Origin of the sequence: Embleya sp. NBC_00896, assembly GCF_045207785.1 — a bacterium.
Taxonomy (GTDB): Bacteria; Actinomycetota; Actinomycetes; order Streptomycetales; family Streptomycetaceae; genus Embleya.
In genome coordinates, this window is record NZ_CP108776.1 from 5,269,187 (window position 1) to 5,288,943 (window position 19,757).

The 19,757-nt window shown below is 70.3% G+C and carries 14 protein-coding genes; 7 read left to right on the forward strand and 7 right to left on the reverse strand.

Annotated elements, in window-relative coordinates:
* Nucleotides 1-48 precede the first annotated feature (48 nt).
* Entirely contained in the window at nt 49-930 is an 882-nt protein-coding gene (gene panB, locus OG928_RS23925) for a 3-methyl-2-oxobutanoate hydroxymethyltransferase (RefSeq protein ID WP_406287150.1), read from the reverse strand.
* A gap of 242 nt (nt 931-1,172) precedes the next feature.
* Between panB and OG928_RS23930 the strand changes: the two genes are divergently transcribed.
* From OG928_RS23930 to OG928_RS23940, 3 genes are all read left to right on the forward strand, one after another.
* Nucleotides 1,173-2,759, forward strand: coding sequence for an MFS transporter (locus OG928_RS23930; protein ID WP_406287152.1), 1,587 nt, complete (start codon nt 1,173-1,175; stop codon nt 2,757-2,759).
* Between the two features lies 1 nt (nt 2,760).
* Nucleotides 2,761-3,429 carry a TetR/AcrR family transcriptional regulator gene (locus OG928_RS23935; protein ID WP_406287154.1) on the forward strand — a complete coding sequence of 223 codons (669 nt, stop codon included), beginning with the start codon at nt 2,761-2,763 and terminating at the stop codon, nt 3,427-3,429.
* A 113-nt stretch (nt 3,430-3,542) separates the two neighbouring features.
* Nucleotides 3,543-4,598: an endonuclease/exonuclease/phosphatase family protein gene (locus tag OG928_RS23940; RefSeq protein ID WP_406287156.1), complete on the forward strand. Its 1,056-nt coding sequence runs from the start codon at nt 3,543-3,545 to the stop codon at nt 4,596-4,598.
* A 106-nt stretch (nt 4,599-4,704) separates the two neighbouring features.
* On the opposite strand, the gene OG928_RS23945 is transcribed toward OG928_RS23940, so the two are convergent.
* On the reverse strand, nt 4,705-6,471 hold the full coding sequence (locus OG928_RS23945) for an NAD+ synthase (protein WP_406287158.1): 1,767 nt from the start codon (nt 6,469-6,471) through the stop codon (nt 4,705-4,707).
* Nucleotides 6,472-6,938: 467 nt separating this feature from the next.
* On the opposite strand from OG928_RS23945, the gene OG928_RS23950 reads away from it, so the two are divergent.
* A complete protein-coding gene (locus OG928_RS23950) occupies nt 6,939-8,300 on the forward strand; it encodes a glutamine synthetase family protein (protein WP_406287160.1) in 1,362 nt (453 codons plus the stop codon).
* 106 nt (nt 8,301-8,406) lie between these two features.
* On the opposite strand, the gene OG928_RS23955 is transcribed toward OG928_RS23950, so the two are convergent.
* The gene (locus OG928_RS23955; RefSeq protein ID WP_406287162.1) at nt 8,407-9,036 is read right to left on the reverse strand and encodes a TetR/AcrR family transcriptional regulator; all 630 of its coding nucleotides are present in this window, start codon (nt 9,034-9,036) and stop codon (nt 8,407-8,409) included.
* Between the two features lie 241 nt (nt 9,037-9,277).
* Here OG928_RS23955 and OG928_RS23960 point away from each other — a divergent pair, with 241 nt between their 5' ends.
* Nucleotides 9,278-12,307 (forward strand): bifunctional [glutamine synthetase] adenylyltransferase/[glutamine synthetase]-adenylyl-L-tyrosine phosphorylase, encoded by a 3,030-nt coding sequence (locus tag OG928_RS23960; protein WP_406287164.1) that lies wholly within the window; start codon nt 9,278-9,280, stop codon nt 12,305-12,307.
* Here OG928_RS23960 and OG928_RS23965 read toward each other — a convergent pair.
* Together OG928_RS23965 and OG928_RS23970 are read right to left on the reverse strand one after the other, a co-directional pair.
* Nucleotides 12,271-13,158: a phosphatase PAP2 family protein gene (locus tag OG928_RS23965; RefSeq protein ID WP_406287166.1), complete on the reverse strand. Its 888-nt coding sequence runs from the start codon at nt 13,156-13,158 to the stop codon at nt 12,271-12,273. The two genes, OG928_RS23960 and OG928_RS23965, sit on opposite strands and share 37 nt — an antisense overlap.
* A gap of 269 nt (nt 13,159-13,427) precedes the next feature.
* On the reverse strand, nt 13,428-14,888 hold the full coding sequence (locus tag OG928_RS23970; protein ID WP_406287169.1) for an MFS transporter: 1,461 nt from the start codon (nt 14,886-14,888) through the stop codon (nt 13,428-13,430).
* A gap of 151 nt (nt 14,889-15,039) precedes the next feature.
* Between OG928_RS23970 and OG928_RS23975 the strand changes: the two genes are divergently transcribed.
* Complete coding sequence (locus OG928_RS23975) at nt 15,040-15,294, forward strand: heavy-metal-associated domain-containing protein (RefSeq protein WP_406287170.1); 255 nt, start codon at nt 15,040-15,042, stop codon at nt 15,292-15,294.
* A gap of 73 nt (nt 15,295-15,367) precedes the next feature.
* Here OG928_RS23975 and OG928_RS23980 read toward each other — a convergent pair whose 3' ends face one another.
* On the reverse strand, nt 15,368-15,709 hold the full coding sequence (locus OG928_RS23980) for a VOC family protein (RefSeq protein WP_406287172.1): 342 nt from the start codon (nt 15,707-15,709) through the stop codon (nt 15,368-15,370).
* 192 nt (nt 15,710-15,901) lie between these two features.
* On the opposite strand from OG928_RS23980, the gene OG928_RS23985 reads away from it, so the two are divergent.
* A complete protein-coding gene (locus OG928_RS23985) occupies nt 15,902-17,140 on the forward strand; it encodes an MFS transporter (protein ID WP_406287174.1) in 1,239 nt (412 codons plus the stop codon).
* A gap of 229 nt (nt 17,141-17,369) precedes the next feature.
* On the opposite strand, the gene OG928_RS23990 is transcribed toward OG928_RS23985, so the two are convergent.
* Nucleotides 17,370-19,601, reverse strand: a complete 2,232-nt coding sequence (locus OG928_RS23990) for a hypothetical protein (protein ID WP_406287176.1) — start codon at nt 19,599-19,601, stop codon at nt 17,370-17,372.
* Between the last annotated feature and the right edge of the window lie 156 nt (nt 19,602-19,757).

Below are 19,757 nucleotides of genomic sequence, written 5' to 3' on the forward strand. Positions count from 1 at the left end.
GGCCGTACGACCGTGGCTTCCGATCGTACGGCCCCCCTGTCGTCACACTCAGTGGAACGCGTGCTCCGGCGCCGGGTAGGCACCGCCCACCACGTCACCCGCGAACGCCTTGGCCGCGTCGCCCAGCGCGGCGCGCAGGTCCACGTACTGCTTGACGAACTTGGGCGTGTGGCCGGTGGTCATGCCCGCCATGTCGGTCCACACCAGCACCTGCGCGTCGCACCGCGCGCCCGCGCCGATCCCGATGGTGGGGATGTCGAGCAGATCGGTCACGCGCGCGGCCAACTCCTCCGGCACACACTCCAGGACCACCGAGAACGCGCCCGCGGCCTGCATCGTCTTGGCGTCGGCGATCAACTGCTCGGCGCTCTCGTCGTCGCGGCCCTGGACGCGGTAGCCGCCGAAGGTGTGTACCGACTGCGGGGTGAGCCCCAGGTGGGCCATCACCGGGATGCCGGCCGCGACCATCGCCTCGACCTGGTGCGCCGAACGCTTCCCGCCCTCCAGCTTGACCGCACCGGCACCGGCCTCCTTGAGGAAGCGCGCGCCGTTGCGCAGGGCCTGCTCGGGGGACTCCTGGTAGGACCCGAAGGGCATGTCGGCCACGATCATCGCGCGCTTGGTGCCGCGCACGACCGCGGCGGTGAGCATCACGAGCTGGTCCATGGTGACCGGCACGGTGTTCTCGTAGCCGAGGTGGTTGTTGCCGGCCGAGTCGCCGACGAGGAGCACGGGGATGCCCGCGTCGTCGAACACGGAGGCGATCATCGCGTCGTAGGCCGTGAGCATCGGCCAGCGTTCGCCGGCCCGCTTCGCGCGGGCCAGGTCGCGCACGGTGACCCGGCGCCCCGTCCCGTCGCCGCCGTAGAGGGTCAGCCCAGGGCCCTCGGTCGACGTGGTTATCGACTGCGCGGAATTGCTGGTGGACATGCTGTTCTCCCGACTCGAGGCGCACGGACGGCGTCCCCGGACAACGCCATGGTGACACGCGCCCCAGCAGGACAACAGGGGAGCCCGGCACCGGATTCCGGGGGAATACGGCACGCGCGATTTACCGAGGCTTTGCAATACGAGACGGTCTCGTTTCGTAAAGTGGGCTAGCCTGTACGCAGTACATCAGCCGTCCCAGTCGGATGAATCGAGCCTCACCCGTGACTTCAGCGAACACCCCCATGCCACGCACGGTCGACGAGCACATACATCGGCGACGCTGGGCGATCCTCGGTGTCCTCGTCATCAGCCTGCTGGTGGTCGTCCTGGACAACTCGATCCTCAACGTCGCGATCAAGACGATCGCCGACCCCGAGCAGGGCCTGGGGGCGACCCAGAGCGAGCTCCAGTGGGCGATCAACTCCTACACCCTGGTCTTCGCGGGCCTGCTGTTCACCGCCGGCATCCTCGGTGACCGTTTCGGCCGCAAGCGCACCCTTCTGTTCGGCATGGTGGTCTTCGGCCTCGCGTCGCTGCTGTCCGCCTACTCGCAGAGCCCCGAGCAGTTGATCGCCGCGCGTGCGGTGATGGGCTTCGGCGGCGCGTTCGTGATGCCCGCCACCCTCTCGATCATCAGCAACGTGTTCGAGCCGCAGGAGCGGGCCAAGGCGATCGGCATCTGGTCCGGCGCGGTGGGCCTGGCGATCGCGATCGGCCCGATCACCGGCGGCGCGCTGCTGGACCACTTCTGGTGGGGCTCGGTCTTCCTGATCAACGTCCCGATCGTGATCGTCGGCATCGTCGCGATGCTGCTGCTCGTCCCGGACTCGCGTGACCCCAACCCCGGCCGGCTCGACCCGATCGGTGTCGCACTGTCCATCGCGGGCCTGGTCTCGCTCGTCTACGGCATCATCCGCGGCGGCGACGCGGGCTGGGGCAGCCTGGAGGTGGTCGGCACGATCGTGCTCGGCCTGGTGATCCTCGGCTACTTCGTGTGGTTCGAGAAGCGCAGCGACCACCCCGCCCTGGACGTCAGGTTCTTCCGCGACCCGGCGTTCTCCGCCGCGGCCGGCGCGATCGGCCTGGTGTTCTTCGCGCTCATGGGCGTGACCTTCTTCATGGCCTTCTACCTGCAGAGCGTGCGCGGCTACACGCCGTTGCAGACCGGTCTGCTGCTGCTTCCGCTCGCGGTCGGGCAACTGCTGTTCTCGGCGCGCAGCTCGGTGATGGTCAAGCGGTTCGGGGTCCGCGCGGTGACCACCGGCGGGATGCTCGTGGTCGCCCTGTCCTTCCTGTCCTTCCTGGCGATGGACCGCACGTCGCCGATCTGGACCCTGTGCGTCGTGTTCTTCTTCCAGGGCGCGGGCATGGCGCACGTGATGCCGCCCGCCACCAACTCGATCATGGCCTCGCTCCCGCGTGAGAAGGCGGGTGCCGGATCGGCCGTCAGCAACACCGTGCGGCAGGTCGGCGGCGCGCTCGGCGTGGCGATCCTGGGTTCGGTGCTGTCCTCCGTCTACCGCGACCGGATCTCCGGCGACCTCGACAGGCTCCCGCCGGACGTGCCCAAGGGCCCGGCGGGCGACTCGGTCGAGGCGACCCTCGCGGTCGCGGGCCGGCTCGGCGACCGGGGTGCGGCGCTCGTGGACCCCGCCAAGGACGGCTTCATCGACGCCATGCACGCGGCCGCGATCGGGTCCGCCGTGGTCGGTCTGATCGGCACGATCGTGGTGTTCCTGTGGATGCCTCGGCGCGAGGCCGGGCAGACTGCTCCCGAAGCGGGCCGTCCCGGAGAGCCCGCAGAGGAACAGCGCCCCGTGAAGGTCTGACATGCAACCTGCCACGCCCGAACCAACAGCAGCGCCCGCCGTCGATCCGCCGGTCGAGGCGACGGCCGAGGGCGTCGCGGTCGACAAGCCGCGTCGCGGTCGACCGCGCAGCGAGGAGGCCGAGCGGGCGATCCTGGAGGCGACGCTGCGGCTGCTCGACGAGCACCGCAGCATCGCCGCGATCTCCGTCGAGGCCGTGGCCCAGGAGGCGGGCGTGGGCAAGGCCACCATCTACCGTCGGTGGCCCGGCAAGGAGGCCCTGGTCGTGGCCGCCGTCGAGTCCGCCGAGGTGCCGCCGGCCACGCTCCCCGGCCGGTCGCTGCGCGAAGACCTGGTGATCATTCTGGAGAACATGCGCCTCCAGGCCATAGACAAGCGCGGCGACGGACTGATGGGCATGGTCACCGGCGAGATGAAGCGCCATCCCGAACTGCACCGGCGCTACCACGAGGTGGTGGTCGAGAAGCGTCGCGCGGTACTGCGGGAGGTGCTGCAACGCGGAGTCGACTCCGGCGAACTGCGCGCGGATCTGCCCATGGAGGTCCTGATGGACCTGGTGACGGGCCCCATACTGGTGCGCAAGCTCGTACGGGAGAACGCAAGCCTGGAGCCGGAGCTCCCGGCCCAGCTCGCGGCCGCGCTGCTCGACGGAATTCGCGCGCGCTCCTGAGCCCGCAGGGAACCTATCGGCCGCTTCTCGGCGTCCGTTTCGACGTAGGCGGCATTTTGTTCGTACGGTGACGCGGACATGCGGGACTCGAACCTGGGACTTCAGGAGGCAGCATGACGTGGCCCACCACGACGGACACCGGAGCCGAGCCGCAACCGGCCGGTCACGGCGCTCCTCGGCGAGGGTCGCGGTTGTCGTGGCAGAACCTCCGGGACGGGGCGATTCGGACCTGGCGTACCCCGCCGTGGCGCCGCGGCCGGGTGATCGCGGTCGTGGCGATCCTGGCGACCCTGCCACTCGCGTTCCACCGCCTGGTGCCCAATACGCCGGGCAACTGGGGCAGCTTCGTGGAGACGTTCCTGCCCTGGGCGGGGCTGGTCGTCCCGGTGTTGCTGATCTGCGCGGCGATCCGCCGCTCGTGGACGGCGGTGGCCGCGACGCTGGTGCCGATCATGGTGTGGGTGGTGATGTTCGGCGGGTTCTTCATGCCGGGCCGCGGCGGTGGTTCGCACGATCTGCGCGTGGTAAGCCACAACGTGAACGCGGTCAACACCGACCCGGCCGGCACCGCCCGCTCGCTGCTGAAGTCGAACGCGGACGTGATCGCGCTCGAGGAGCTGCCCGAGGGCGCGTGGAAGCTGTACAACGCGGTGCTCAAGGACAAGTACCCGAACGTGCAGCACGAGGGCACGGTCGCGGTGTGGACCACGAGCGCGTTCCCGATGAACAAGGCCGAGGCGGTCGACGTCGGGATGGGCTTCACCCGGGCGCTGCGCACGGTGATCCAGACGCCCAAGGGCGACGTCGCGTTCTACGCCGTGCACCTGGCGTCGGTGCGCTTCGGCGCGAGCGGCTTCACGATCGGCGAGCGCAACCACACGATCGGCCGGCTCGCCCAGGCGCTGGCGGTCGAGACCGCACCGCACGTGGTGTTGGCCGGCGACCTGAACGGGACCACCGACGACCGCGCGCTGCAGCCGATCACGCGCTACCTGCGGGACGCGCAGGACGCGGCCGGCACCGGGATGGGCTTCACCTGGCCCGAGTCGTTCCCGATGGCCGCGATCGACCACATCATGACGCGCGGGATGACCGCCGCCGACGCGAAGGTGCTGGGCAGCACGTCCAGCGACCACAAGCCGGTACAGGCCGACCTGCGCCTGCGCTGAGCCGAGCGGCACGGACACACCGAACACGAGGAACACGAGGAATACGACGAGGAAGGGGCCCGGCCATCGCGGCCGGGCCCCTTCCTCGTGTTCGTCGTGTCGCTCGTCAGCCGCTCTCGCGCCACCGGCTGGTGATCGGCAGGCGCCGGTCCCGGCCGAAGGCCTTGAGCGAGATCTTGGTGCCCGGCGGATACTGCCGACGCTTGTATTCGGCCGTGTCCACGAGCTTGAGGATCCGGTCCACCAGCTCGGGCTCGAAGCCCGCCGCGACGATCGCGTCGCGGCCCATGTCGCGCTCGACGTAGTCGTCCAGGATGGCGTCCAGCAGCTCGTACGGCGGCAGCGAGTCGGTGTCGACCTGGCCCGGCCGCAGCTCGGCGCTCGGCGGTTTGGTGATCGAGTTCACCGGGATCGGGGCGACCTCGCCGCGCCGTTCGGCCTCGGCGTTGCGCCAGCGCGAGAGCCGCCACACGACGGTCTTGGGCACGTCCTTGATCGGTGCGAAGCCGCCCACCGCGTCGCCGTAGAGCGTCGAGTAGCCGCAGGCCAGTTCGCTCTTGTTGCCGGTCGCCAGGACGAGGTGACCCTCCTGGTTGGACAGGCCCATCAGCGTCGTGCCGCGCACCCGCGCCTGGAGGTTCTCCTCGGCCAGACCGGTGAGGCCGAGCGCGCCGAGGTAGGCGTCGACCATCGGTGCGATCGGCACCTGGCGGTAGTTGAGCCCGATCCGCCGGGCGGTGTCGGCCGCGTCGTCCTTGGAGTGCTCGGACGAGTAGGTGCTGGGCATCGAGATGCCGTACACGTTGCCGCCGCCGACCGCGTCGGCCGCGATCGCCGCCACCAGCGCCGAGTCGATCCCGCCGGACAGGCCGAGCAGCACCGACTTGAAGCCGTTCTTGGCGACGTAGTCGCGCAGGCCCGTGACGAGCGCCTCGTAGATCTCCGCGTCGTCGGACAGCGCCGGCGCGACCGAGTGCCCGGCGACCGGCCCGGGCAGGTCCGGCGCGGCGTCGGAGACGATCACCTGGTTGATCGTCAGGCCGTCGGCCACCACGTCGCCCGCGCTGTAGACGCTGTCGTCGACCGTGTGCTCGGGCAGGTCGAGGTCGGCGACCAGCAGTTCCTCGCGGAACTGCGCGGCGCGCGAGAGCACCTGCCCCGTGGCGTCCACGATCAGCGAATCGCCGTCGAAGACCAGCTCGTCCTGCGCGCCGAACGCGTTGACGTAGGCCAGCGCGCAGTCGGCCTCGCGCGCGCGGCGGCGGACCAGGTCGAGCCGGGAGTCGTCCTTGCTGACCTCGTACGGCGACGCGTTGATCGACAGCAGCAGCCCGACCTCGGCGGCGCGCGCGGCGGCGACCGGGCCGCCCTCCTGCCACAGGTCCTCGCAGACCGCGATCGCGATGTCGACCCCGCCGATCCGGGCGATCAGGAGCTGATCGCCGGGCACGAAGTAGCGGTACTCGTCGAAGACGCCGTAGTTGGGCAGGTGGTGCTTGGCCGAGCGGGCCGCGATCCGGCCGCCGTGCAGCACCGCCACCGCGTTCTGCGGGGCACCGGCCGGGCGGCCGAGCCGCGGCGTGGAAACCCCGCGCCGGTCCAGATAGCCGACCACGACGGCGATCTCGCCGAGCCCCTCCGCGGCGAGCCGCGCCGCGAGCGCCTCGAGCGCGAGCCGGGACGCCTCGACGAAGGACGAGCGCAGCGCGAGGTCCTCCACGGGGTAGCCGGTGAGCGCCATCTCCGGAAAGGCCACCAGGGACGCGCCGCGTTCGGCGGCCCGCCGGGTCCGGCCGACGACGAGTTCGGCATTGCCGTCGAGGTCGCCGACCGTGGGGTTGAGCTGGCTGAGGGCGATGCGAATCCGGGTCACCCGCCCAATGTACCCGACCCTTGGCGTCAAAGTGACGAATAGTGGCGCGGGCGACGGCGACGCGCCGTTCGAGGGTTTCGCGGCGACGAGTGGCGGGCGATCGGACGCGCGGAAAACCGCAGGCGAACGGCGGGCGAAAGGCGGATCCGGCGGCGAACCCGGGTCTCGGCGCCGAGGGGTGCGGAGGCTACCCTTGGCGCAGTTCACCACCAGGGCCCGCAGGCTCGTCCGACGGGTAGCCGAACGGTGCGACGCCGCGCGAAGAAGGTATCCCGCAAGTCGTCCACGACCGGTTCACGGGGTACAGGACCAGGGGACGTACTCGGGCACCGCGGTAGCTGTACGTGCCCGAGGGTGCACCGCAAAGGGCACGTAATGTGCTCGAAACCCTGTAGCGGGATACTCGTGTACCCCGCAGCGCCCTGCCGATCGCTCACAGGCCGTCCGACCTGCAAGGATAGGGAATTATGGATAAGCAGCAGGAGTTCGTGCTTCGCACTTTGGAGGAGCGCGACATCCGGTTCGTGCGGCTCTGGTTCACCGATGTGCTCGGCTTCCTGAAGTCGGTCGCGGTGGCTCCGGCCGAGCTGGAGCAGGCTTTCGCGGAGGGCATCGGGTTCGACGGCTCCGCGATCGAGGGATTCGCGCGCGTGCACGAATCCGACATGCTCGCGAAGCCGGACCCGGCGACGTTCCAGATCCTGCCGTGGCGGGCCGAGGCACCGGGCACCGCGCGCATGTTCTGCGACATCCTGATGCCCGACGGCTCGCCGTCCTTCGCGGACCCGCGCTACGTCCTCAAGCGCACCCTGGAGCGCGCGTCGGAGAAGGGCTTCACCTTCTACACGCACCCCGAGATCGAGTTCTTCCTGTTCAAGGAGAAGCCGGTCGACGGGCGCCCGCCGACACCGGTGGACCACAGCGGCTACTTCGACCACACCCCGCAGCCGGTCGGTCAGGACTTCCGCCGCCAGGCGATCACGATGCTCGAGAACATGGGCATCTCGGTCGAGTTCAGCCACCACGAGGGCGCCCCGGGCCAGCAGGAGATCGACCTGCGCTACGCGGACGCGCTCAGCACGGCCGACAACATCATGACCTTCCGGCTCGTGGTCAAGGAGGTCGCGCTGGAGCAGGGCGTGCACGCGTCCTTCATGCCCAAGCCGTTCTCCGAGCACCCGGGCTCGGGCATGCACACCCACCTGTCCCTGTTCGAGGGCGACCGCAACGCGTTCTACGAGGCCGGTGCCGAGTACCAGCTCTCCAAGGTCGGCCGCTCGTTCATCGCGGGCCTGCTCAAGCACGCGGGCGAGATGGCCGCGATCACGAACCAGTGGGTCAACTCGTACAAGCGGCTGTGGGGCGCGTCGGCGCGCACCGCGGGCATGGGCGGCGAGGCCCCCTCGTACATCTGCTGGGGCCACAACAACCGCTCCGCCTTGGTGCGGGTGCCGATGTACAAGCCCACCAAGGGGCAGTCGACCCGCATCGAGGTCCGCCAGATCGACTCGGCCTGCAACCCGTACCTGGCCTATGCCGTGCTGTTGGGCGCCGGACTCAAGGGCGTCGAGGAGGGCTACGAACTGCCCGCCGGCGCCGAGGACGACGTGTGGGCGCTGACCGACTCCGAGCGGCGCGCGCTGGGCATCGCGCCGCTGCCGCAGAACCTCGCCGAGGCGATCGCGCTGATGGAGCGCAGCGAGCTGCTGCCGGAGATCCTGGGCGAGCACGTCTTCGAGTTCTTCCTGCGGAACAAGCGGCACGAGTGGGAGGAGTACCGCCAGCAGGTGACCCCCTTCGAGCTGAAGCGGTACCTGCCGGTCCTCTAGTGCCGCGCCCGGCACTGGTCGTAGGCGATCCCGCCCGGGTCTCCCAACGAACGGCCCGTACCCACGTGGGCACGTGGGTACGGGCCGTTCGTCGGCGCGGCCTCGTTCAAGTCTGCCGTGGCGGGGCGAGCAGCTCCATGATGTAGCGGACGTACGCGTCCTTCTCCTCGCCCTGGGGCAGCAGTTGTGGCGCGCCGCGGCGCATCAGCGCGATCCCCACGGTCATCGTCAGCGCGGTGAGCGCGTGCCGGTACGCGACGTCGGCGGGCAGGCCGAGCTCCTCGGTCAGCCGCGCGCCGAACTCGAGCCGGCGTCGGGTGACCTGCTCCAGGATCGGCCCCACCACCGGGTGCGCGGCGTGGATCAGGAGCGTGGTGGTGATGTCCGCGCCGCTGGGCGCGGTGAACGCGTACTCGGTGAGCCGGCGCCCGCGTTCGACCGGATCCTCGATGCGTTCGGCGGCGGCCATCAGTTCGTCGGACTCGGCCACCCAGCGTTCCAGGGCCGCCTGGATGAGCGAGTCGCGATCCTTGAAGTGCCAGTAGAAGCTGCCCTTGGTGGTCCCGAGGCGTTCCGCGAGGGGTTCCACGGCGACCGCGCCCAGGCCGCCCTCCCGCATGGCCTCCAGGGCCGCCCGAGCCCAGTCCTCTCGGCTGAGGGTGCGGCGGCCGGGGCGAGCGGGCCGTTCCGGTTCGTCGTCTGATTGAACCCTCTCCGAGGGAACACCGTTGCGCATGGCACCTACGCTAACGTAGGGTGACGTCCCGTACGGTGGCGTATGGCAGCTCGTCGCTACGGAGGCCCCTTCGGGCCGTGGGACGGACGGCTCGCAGGGTGGACCTGTCGTCCGCCACCGACGAGGGCGCGCCGCACATCGGTTCGTCGCGGTCGGGGGGCTCGGCGAGCCCCGTGCGGCGCGTCCACATTCGCAGTTGTGTTCTTGATCGATCAGCCGATTGAGCGGATACGCTCGGCCGGTGACCTCTGCGGATCAGCCTCGTGAGCCGGCGGCCACCGACGGACGCCTCGTGCGACTCGGCTTCACCGATGTCGCGAGCGCCGCGCGCAACCTCCGCGACCCGGCACTGCTCGGCGCCGGCGACGATTCGCTGTTCCTGGACGCGCTCGCCGCGACCGCCGACCCCGACCTCGCACTGCTCGGCCTGGTCCGGCTCGCCGAGGCCGCGCCGGACCGCTCGATGCTGCTGTCCACGCTCGCCTCCGCCAAGCCCTTCCGGGACCGGATTCTGGGCGTACTGGGCGTGAGCGCGGCACTCGGCGACCACCTCGCGCGCCACCCCGACGACTGGCGCACGCTCGTCACCTACGACGTCCGGGACGCCCGTCCGACGCCGGACTACTTCCACGCCGTGCTCACCACCGCGACCGCGGGCCTGCGCGGCAACCCGGCCCTGGACGCGCTGCGGGTCGGCTACCGGCGCTGCCTGCTGTCGATCGCGGCCCGCGACGTGTGCGGCTCCGCCGACGAGCCGACCGTCGCCGCCGAACTCGCCGACCTCGCCGGCGCGACCCTGGACGCCGCGCTCGACCTGGTCCGCCGCGAGCACCCGCAGGAGGCCGAGCAGAGCCGGCTCGCGGTGATCGGCATGGGCAAATGCGGCGGGCGCGAACTCAACTACATCAGCGACGTGGACGTGGTCTTCGTCGCCGAGGCCCCGCCCGGCGTGGCCGAGGGCGTCGCGGTCGCCGCCGCGAACCGGCTCGCCGGCGCCCTGATGCGGGCCTGCTCGGCCACCACCGCCGAGGGCTCGATCTGGGAGGTCGACGCCAATCTGCGCCCGGAGGGCCGCAACGGCCCGCTCACCCGCACCCTGGCCAGCCACCTCGCGTACTACGAGCGCTGGGCCAAGACCTGGGAGTTCCAGGCCCTCCTGAAGGCCCGACCGGTCGCCGGCGACGCGGCGCTCGGCCGCAAGTACCTCGACAGCGTGTCCCCGCTGGTGTGGACCGCCGCCCGGCGCGAGAACTTCGTCGCCGACGTGCAGGCGATGCGCCGCCGGGTGGTGGACAGCATCCCCGCGCGCGAGGTCGACCGCGAGGTCAAGCTCGGCCCCGGCGGCCTGCGCGACATCGAGTTCGCCGTCCAGCTCCTGCAACTCGTGCACGGCAAGTCCGACCCGGGCCTGCGCAGCGGTTCGACCCTGGACGCGCTGGCCGCGCTCTCGACGGCCGGGTACGTCGGCCGCGACGACGGCGCCGCGCTGGACGCCGCGTATCGCTTCCTGCGCACGCTGGAGCACCGGATCCAGCTCTTCCGGCTGCGCCGCACCCACCTGATGCCGACCGACACCGGCGAACTGCGCCGGATCGGCCGCTCGATGGGCATGCGCGCGAACCCGGTGGGCGAGCTGGAGAAGGCGTGGAAGCAGCAGACCGTGGAGGTGCGGCGGCTGCACGAGAAGCTGTTCTATCGGCCGCTCCTGGACGCGGTCGCGCGGCTGAAGGTCGGCGAGCAGCGGTTGACCCCCGAGGCGGCCAAGGCCCGGTTCGAGGCGCTGGGCTACGCCGACCCGGCGGCCGCGCTGCGACACCTGGAGGCGCTCGCGTCCGGGGTCAGCCGGCGGGCCTCGATCCAGCGCACGCTGCTGCCGGTGATGCTGAGCTGGTTCGCCGACTCGGCGGATCCGGACGCCGGGCTGCTCGCGTTCCGCCAGGTCTCGGACGCGCTCGGCAACACGCACTGGTACCTGCGCCTGCTGCGCGACTCGGGGGCGGGCGCGTCGGGTGCGGCGGCCGAGTACATGGCCCGCGTGCTCGCGTCCGGGCGGCTCGCGCCCGACCTGCTCCTGCGCGCCCCCGAGGCGGTCGCGATGCTCGGCGACCAGGACGGCCTGCGGCCGCGCTCACGGGCCGCGCTGGAGACCGAGATTCTCGCCGCCGTGGGGCGCGCGCCGGGCCCGGAGAGCGCCGTACAGGCGGCCCGCAGCGTGCGCCGCCGCGAGCTGTTCCGGATCGTCGCCGCCGACGTGCTGGGCCGGCTCGACGCGGACGCCACCGGGAAGGCGCTCACCGACGTCAACGCCGCGACGCTGACCGGCGCGCTGCAGGCCGCGATCGACGCGTACGAGCGCGCGCACGGGCCGATCCCGACCCTGATCGTGATCATCGCGATGGGCCGGTTCGGCGGCTACGAGCAGGGCTACGGCAGCGACGCCGACGTGATGTTCGTATACGAGCCGAAGGAGGGCGCGGACGAGGGCCCAGCGGCGAAGGCCGCGCAGTACGTGGCCAACGAGATCCGCCGGCTGCTGCAGATCCCGTCCACCGACCCGCCGCTGCTGATCGACACCGACCTGCGCCCCGAGGGCCGGCAGGGCCCGCTGGTGCGCACGCTCGCGTCGTACCGCGCGTACTACGAGCGCTGGTCCAAGCTGTGGGAGAGCCAGGCCCTGCTGCGGGCCGACTTCACCTCGGGCGACGCCGACCTCGGCCGGCGTTTTCTGGAGATGGTCGCGCCGCTGCGCTACCCGAGCGGCGGGATCGACGACACGCAAGTGCGCGAGATCCGGCGGATGAAGGCCCGGATCGAGGCGGAGCGGCTGCCGCGCGGCGCCGACCCGACCACGCACACCAAGCTCGGGCGCGGCGGCCTGGCCGACGTGGAGTGGGTCGTCCAGCTGTTGCAGTTGCGGCACGCGCACGCCGTGCCCGCACTGCGGGTCACCGGGACCCGCCAGGGGCTCGCGGCCGCCCGCGACGCGGGGCTGCTCGACGAGCACGACGCGAAGGTCCTGGACGACGCGTGGGTCGAGGCCACCCGGGTGCGCAACGCGGTGATGATCGTGCGCGGCAAGTCGTCCGACAGCTTCCCGTCCCACGTGCGCGAGCTGGGCGGGGTGGCCCGACTGCTGGGGCACCGTCCGGACGGGAACGGCGGGCAGACCGGCAGCCTGATCGAGGAGTACCGGCGGGTCACCCGGCACGCGCGGGCGGTCGTCGACCGGGTCTTCTACGGCGAGGACGAGACGTCGACCGGCTCGCGCTGAGGCCGTTCGATCTCGTGCCCGTCCTTGACCCCGGCGTCCATCGGTCGCCTGGCGGGCGGGGGTAGCGACACCGCCCGCGGGTCGTCGGGTGGGTACCGGGGGAAGCGGTACGCCGAGCGCGCGTTGAGCAGGCGCTGCAGGACGAGGGCCACCGCGAGGGTGATCCACCCGCCGACCGCGTCGAGCACGAAGTGGTTGCCGGTGGCGACGATCACGAACAGGGTCAGGACCGGGTACAGGATGCCGAGCGCCTTGACCCACATCGGTCGCGCGAACATCGCGATCGCGATCGCGCACCACGTGGACCAGCCGATGTGCATCGACGGCATCGCGGCGTATTGGTTGGAGACGTTCTTCATGTCGCCCGACGCCATCGATCCCCACGTGTGGTGGACCAGGACGGTGTCGATGTAGCCGGCGTCCGGCAGCAGCCGAGGTGGCGCGAGGGCGAAGAAGAAGTAGCCGAAGAGGGCGAGCCCGGTGGTCAGGAACAGCACCGTGCGTACGGCGCGATAGCGACCCGGATGTCGGTGGAAGAGCCACACGAGCACGCCGATCGTCACCACGAAGTGCAACGTCGCGTAGTAGTAGTTCATCGACACGATCAGCCACGTGACGCCGTTCACGGTGTGGTTGACGCTGTGCTCGATGTCGATGTGCAGTGCCTTCTCGAGGTCGAGCAGCTGCCAGGCCCGATCCACCGCGAGCGCCTCGCGCTCGGGGACCGCGTTGCGGACCAGCGAGTAGACCCAGTAGCCCAGCGCGATCAACGCGAGCTCGACCACGAATCGCGGCCGACGCGGCGTGCTCAGATAGACACGCAATCGGGTCGGCGAAAGGGTTGGCTGCATGGTCTTCCGTCCGGCTTCGTCGGTCACCCGTCGCCCCGACGGCGGCATGGTCTCTCGGCTCGGATTGCCCCCCATACGTTCAAGTCTGCCAGAGCCCAGCCTCGCCGCGATCACCCCGTAGGGCCATCCGAGGCGATTCGTCTCCTCCTCATGGGGGACGTTTCGGACTTCCCGGGAGAGGTCGCCTTCCGAGTGCCCGCACACGCGGCCGAGCGCCGCCCCCGGTCCCCGGGGGCGGCGCTCGGCCGTATGTGTTGTTTCCCATGTGGTCAGTGGGTTGTGGCCGCGCGGGGGTCGGGGGCGGTGTCGGTGACGGGGGCGGTGTCGACCGGGGCGGCGGGCCCGCGCAGGGTCAGGGCGGCGATCACGGCGCCCGCGGCGGCTATCCCGGCGGCGCCGAGGAAGGCCGCGCCGAAGCCGTCGGTGAGGGCACTCGGGTCGCCGATCTCCTGGGCCCCGTGCGCCGCGGCGAGCGCGGTCATCGCGGCGAGGCCGAGCGCCGAACCGATCTGGTAGCTCGTGTTGACGATGCCGGAGGCCAGGCCGCCCTCCTCGGGCCGGGCGCTGGAGATCGCGGTGCCCAGGGACGGGATGAACGCGAGGGCCATCCCGATCGCGGCGAGCAGCGACGCGGGCAGGACGTCCACCCAGTAGTTGCCGTCGGGCCGCGCGAAGGACAGCCAGACCATGCCGGCCGCGAGCGCCGCGAGCCCGGAGACCACGAGCGGGTTGGGTCCGAAGCGGGCGATCAGGCGTGGGGCGAGCACGATCATCATGACCATGATCGCGACGGTCATCGGCAGCAGCGCGGAACCGGACGCGAAGGCGCCGAGCCCGAGCACCTCCTGGAGGTAGAGGTTGAGGAAGAACCACATCGGGATCCAGGCGCCGGCCATCAGCAGTTGCGCGAGGTTGGCCCCGGCCAGGTTGGGCGTGCGCAGGATGCGCAGCGGCATCAGCGGCTCGGCCCGCTTCGACTGGAGCAGCAGGAACAGCGCGATCAGCGCGACGCCGGCGGCGAGCACGAGCAGGGTCTCGGCCGATCCCCACCCGGTCTCGGGGGTGCGGACGACGGCGTACACGGAGGCGGCCAGGCCGGCGGTGACGGTGGTCGCGCCGAGGATGTCGATCGAGCCGCGGCGGGCGGGGGCGGCGGGCATCAGCGACGGGGTCACCACGAGCGCGAGGACCGCGACGGGGATGTTGACGTAGAAGACCCACGGCCAGCTGGCGTACTCGGTGATCAGGCCGCCCAGGAACACGCCCGCGGTGCCGCCCGCCGGTGCGGCGGCGCCGTACAGCGCGAACGCCTTGGTCAGTTCCTTGGGGTTGTCGCCGAACAGCATCATCAGCAGGGTCAGGGCCGAGGGCGCGATCAGCGCGGCGCCGACGCCCTGGGTCGCGCGGCCGAGCAGTTCGACCCACACCTCGCCGGCGAGCCCGGCCACGAGCGACCCGCCGCCCAGGATCGCCCAGCCGACGCTGAACAGGCGCTTGGCGCCGAACAGGTCGGACAGTCGGCCGCCGAGCAGCAGCAGGCCGCCGAACGCGACCACGTAGGCGTTGAAGACCCAGGACAGGTTCCCCTGCGAGAAGCCGAGATCCGTGCGCATCTCGGGCAGGGCCACGCCGATGATCGACGTATCCATGATGACCATGAACTGGGCGAGCGCGATCAGCGCGAGCGCCGCCCAACGGCGCGGGTTCGGCGGTGCCTGAAGCTCGGACATCGTGATCACTCCGTAGATACGACTGGGGGGTATCGAGCGATCCGGAACATACCCTAGTGGGGTATTGAATGCCAGGGGTTGGGGAAAATACCTCCGGGGGGTATGTTGAACCCGGTTCCCAGCCCACCAGTCGATGCCCGGGAGGCACTCCATGAGCACGTCCACGTCCGTGTACACCGTCGAAGGCATGACCTGCGGCAGCTGCGCCTCATCGGTGACGACGCGGGTCACGGCTCTGCCGGGGGTGACCTCCGCGGTCGTCGACCTCCCGACCGGAACCCTGACGGTCACCGCCACGCCCGCGCTTTCCGAGGCCGCCGTCGCCACCGCGGTCACCACGGCGGGCTACACCCTCACCGCCGCCCCGGCGACCACCAAGGCGGCCTGCTGCGGCTCCTGCGGCTGAGCACGCCGACCAAAGAAGGCCCTGCCCCCGCGTGAGTACGCGGGGGCAGGGCCTTCTTCGGGGGCGATTCCCCCTAGCCGGCCGCCCGGTGCAGTCCGAACCGCACGCCCTGATCGTCGACGCACATCGCGAACCGCCCCAAGCCCGACTCCTCGGGGCCGGGATCCTCCGCCGAGCCGCCCAGTTCGCGGACCGTCCGGACGGCGGCTTCGATGTCGTCGACCTCGAAGAACATCAGGATCGGTGCCGACGGGTCCTCCTCGTGCAGTCCGCCCTTGGCGCGGGGCGTCCTGATCCAGACCTGGCCGTTCTCGCCGAACGGCGGGAACTCCCAGTGGAACAGGCGCCCGTAGAAGGCTCGCGCCCGGGCGGAATCCGGGACGCCGATCTCGAAGAAGGCCGGATCGCCGTGCATGGCAACTCCCGAATGTCGATGGACGCTCGCTCCTTCGACCCTAGGGCGTGTCTTGTCACGGTCTTGGATATTTGCGCCCTCGCGACCCGCGCGCCGAGGCATATCCAGTTACCGCGAACCTCTTGCTGTTGCAAGTTATGTGCAACAAGATTGGCCGGCCCCTACCGACCGCTCGGGACGCGGAGCCACGTCATGCCCCACTTGATGCCCGACACCGGACCACAACGCGTCATCGCCGCCTCGAACTTCGCCTACACCATCGGCAGCGGCCTCTACCTGACCGCCGGGGTGCTGTACTTCACCCAGGACGTGCACCTGCCGGCGACCCAGGTGGGTCTCGGGCTCGGCATCGCCGGCTTCGTCTCGCTCATCGTGGGTATCGGCGCCGGCCACCTTGCGGACACATACGGAGCCCGCGGCGTCTACGTCGGCACCCTCGTCGTGCGCGCGCTGGCCACGGCGGGCTTCGTACTGGTGGACAGCTTCTGGCCGTTCGTTCTCGCGGTGTGCACGGCCACCGGGGCACAGGCGGCCGGACTGGCCGCACGCAGTCCGCTCATCAGGCGTTACGGAGGGGACCGGCCGCAGGAATTCCGCTCCTACCTCCGTGCCGTGACCAACATCGGCATCTCTTTCGGCGCCCTGCTCGCAGGCTGGGTCGTCCAGGTGGGCACGCACACCGCCTACCAGCTTCTGGTCATCGGCACCGCGATCGCCATCGGAGCCTCCGCGGCGATCGTGCTCCTCCTGCCGCCGGTCGTGCCCGTAGGGCACGCTGCCGGCGGCCCTCGTTGGATCGCCCTCCGGGATCGGCCCTACCTCGTGCTCACCGCCCTCGACGGTGTCATGGCCATCCAGTTCAAGGTGCTCACGGTGGCCATTCCGCTCTGGCTGGTCGCGGCCACCACCGCTCCGCACTGGCTCATTTCGGGCACCATGCTCGTCAACACGGTCATCGTCATCGCGTTCCAGGTGAGAGCGGGCCGGGCCATCGATTCCCCCGCGGCCTGCGGGGGCGCCTACCGTCGAGCGGGCGTGGCCTTCCTGGTCTCCTGCGCGCTGATCTCGCTGTCCGCGGGGGTACCGACGTGGGCCGCCGCAACGCTCCTCATCGCCGCGGTGGTGATCCACACGGTCGGCGAGCTGTGGCACTCCGCCGCGGGCTTCGAGATCTCCTTCGCCCTCGCACCGGAGCACGCCACCGGCCAGTACCTGGGCGTGTTCGGCCTGGGCGCCGGCCTGGCCGAAGCCCTAGGCCCGGGCCTGCTCATCTCACTCTGCATCACCTGGGGCCGCCCCGGCTGGTACATCGTCGGAGCCCTCTTCACCCTGACGGGCCTGGCGGCCCCACTGGCCATCCGCTGGGCAGAACGCCACGAGCACACCCGGCAAACACCCTTCGAACGCACGGAGAAGGCAGCGTCCGGCTGACCCCGCCCAAGATCACGCCCGCGAGCGAAAGAGCACATGAAGAAGGCCGTCGACCGCTGTCGGCAGCGGTCGACGGCCCCGTCTTCGAGAGGGCTGGGCTTCCAGGCCGACCTACTTCGGTTTGGATGTCGAAGAAGTGATCAGACCTATCCGCGGCAACTGCGGCAAGCCGAGAGGGAGTGCGTGGAGGACGAACTTCGTCGTCCTCCACGCGCGTGCCCATTCGCGACTATTGCTCTGCGGTTGCGGCTCGGAGCTTGTCAGCCGAGATCTGGCCGTCGGGGCCCAGGACGCTATTCAGCGGGACGGGGTTCAGCTCCATCGGGAGCTTCTCGCGCAGCATTCTGTTGTTCCAGGTGTCCGGCGTGATCTCCTGGTAATCCTCCCTGCAGAGATCGGTCGAGTTGGCGACCGCGTCGATCTGCCCGGCAGGCGTGGAGGTGTACTTGCCGAGGCATCCGCCTTCGAAGGACTGGAAGGTGTAGAAGTTCGCGATCGGTTCGCCGGGGTCGTAGGCGTGCTCCTTCGTGGGGAAGCCCATCCACGAGTTCGGGCCCGGGTAGTTTCGCCATGACGCGGGCGTGAAGTGGGTTCCGGAGTCGGGGCCCCACAGGAACCTCAGGAACAGGTACGCGTTGCCTTGCGCGTCGATCCTGGCCGTGTACTGCTCGGCTCCTTCGCTGCTGCCCGTACCGGTCTCGTCGCCCACCGGGTAGCCGCTGGCCTGCTCCGCGCCGAAGGTCAACCACTTGTCGCGGAACCCCGCGAGGATTCTCGACACGCCCACCTTGGGGTGCCAGTAGATGGATTCGCTCTCCTCGTCCATGCCGGGTCCGCGGAAGTGGTTGAAACGGCCTTGGCCGTCGGGGGTGCCTGTCTCGTCGGTGGTCGGGTAGCCGGCGCCTTGTTCGGACCCACCCGCCATCCACTTGTCGCGGATCGCCCCGCCGATTTGATGGGCTCCAGTGTCGGGAGTCCAGTAGATCGAGTCATCGCCGGTGCTCGCGCCCAGCCTGCGGAAGTGGTTGAAGCGGCCCACCCCGTCGGAAGTGGTCGACTCGTCGGTGTCCGGGTAGCCCAGACCCCTCTCCCATCCCAGTTCCGCCCACTTGTCGCGGATCGCCCCGCCGATCTGCCAGGCGCCTCCGGTGGGGGTCGAGTAGATCGAGGTGTCCCCGTCGGAGAAGTGGTTGAAGCGCCCTTGGCCGTCGGGGGTCGTCGTCTCGTCGGTGATGGGATAGCCCAGCGTGGTCTCGGCGCCGAGGCGGAGCCATTTGGCCCGGATGTTCCCCGCAATCTCGTGCGCGCCGGTGGCGGGACTCCAGTAGATGGAGGCGCTCGGCTCGGCTGCCCCGCGTGCTTGGAAGTGGATGTACTTCCCTTGGCCGTCGGAGGTCGAGCCCTGGGCAACGGGGTATCCGACGGCGCCGGCCCCGCCGGCGTGGTTGAACGCGTCCAGGATCGGACCGCAGAGCGGGATGTCGAACGTGGCGGCGAGGGGGGTGGTCGGCTGCGCGACCGTTGCGCAGTTGCCCCACCCGCCCTGCGGTGCCGCGTGGACCCAGAAGTTGTCCCCACGCAGGACGTGGGAATTGGAGATGAAGGTCGATGCGATGGCTCGTCCCGCATCGGTGTTCTGGCCCAGGGGAATCGTTCCGCGAATGCATGGCGCGGCGGGGTCTGCGGTGCCCACGACGCGTATGTTGTCGTACGGCGCGCCGGTCGACGGTCGAGTGGCCACAACCTGGGTGCACACCGAGCCGTCGTCGACGGCCCCCAGCCGGGCGAAGCCGCCCTTGCCCGCACTCTGGAATGTGGCCGCGAAGGGGTACTCGTCGCAGCTGGGATCGTCCGCGGCGGGAAAACTGGGATCGTGGTTGTACTTGCGTTTACAGATGACCTGGCGGCTCATGTCGCCCCAGGACTTTCCGGCCTCCACCGAATCGGCCTGGCTGCGGGTGAGGGGCTTTCCTTTGCCGTTGGCGAGCCTGAGTCCCCAGGCCCCCGCCATCTGCGTCTGCGCGTAGTAGATCATCGCGGATGATGACCCAGACCGCGACACGTCCGCAGTGGGCACGTATTCCGGAATCACGCATCCCGGTGTCGCCAGGTTGAGCGAGTTGTCGCAGCGTGGGTTCCGGGCGGGTTTCCACCCGCCGGGTATCTCCGCGTCGGCAATCGGCGTTTTCATCTCGTATTTCATGGTGAACTGGAGAGTGGACTGCGTCCCGTTGACGGGGTCGGGCAGGGCGGGCGTCCACATGGCCTGGTGCTCGAAGTTGAGTTCGGCACCGACGCCCCCCATGACCTGGGTCATCGTGTTGCCGGAGACGGTGCACTCGGCGCACTCGGTGATCATGCGGACGATGGTTCCGTCCATGGAGGCATCCGCCCTGGTGATCGTGACGTTGATGCGGTGGATGACCACACCACTGTCCTTGCGCATTACGAGCCGGTCCACGAGAACGCCCTGGAGTCCTCCGAGTACCTGCCCGTCTCGTACGACGCTGTAGTGGAACTGGGGATATCGGGCGCAATAGGAGAACCGCCCGAAAGAGCTCGTCTCGCCCGGTCCGGTCCCCGGGTTGCACGGCTCTTCCGGGCCGGCTGCCACCGC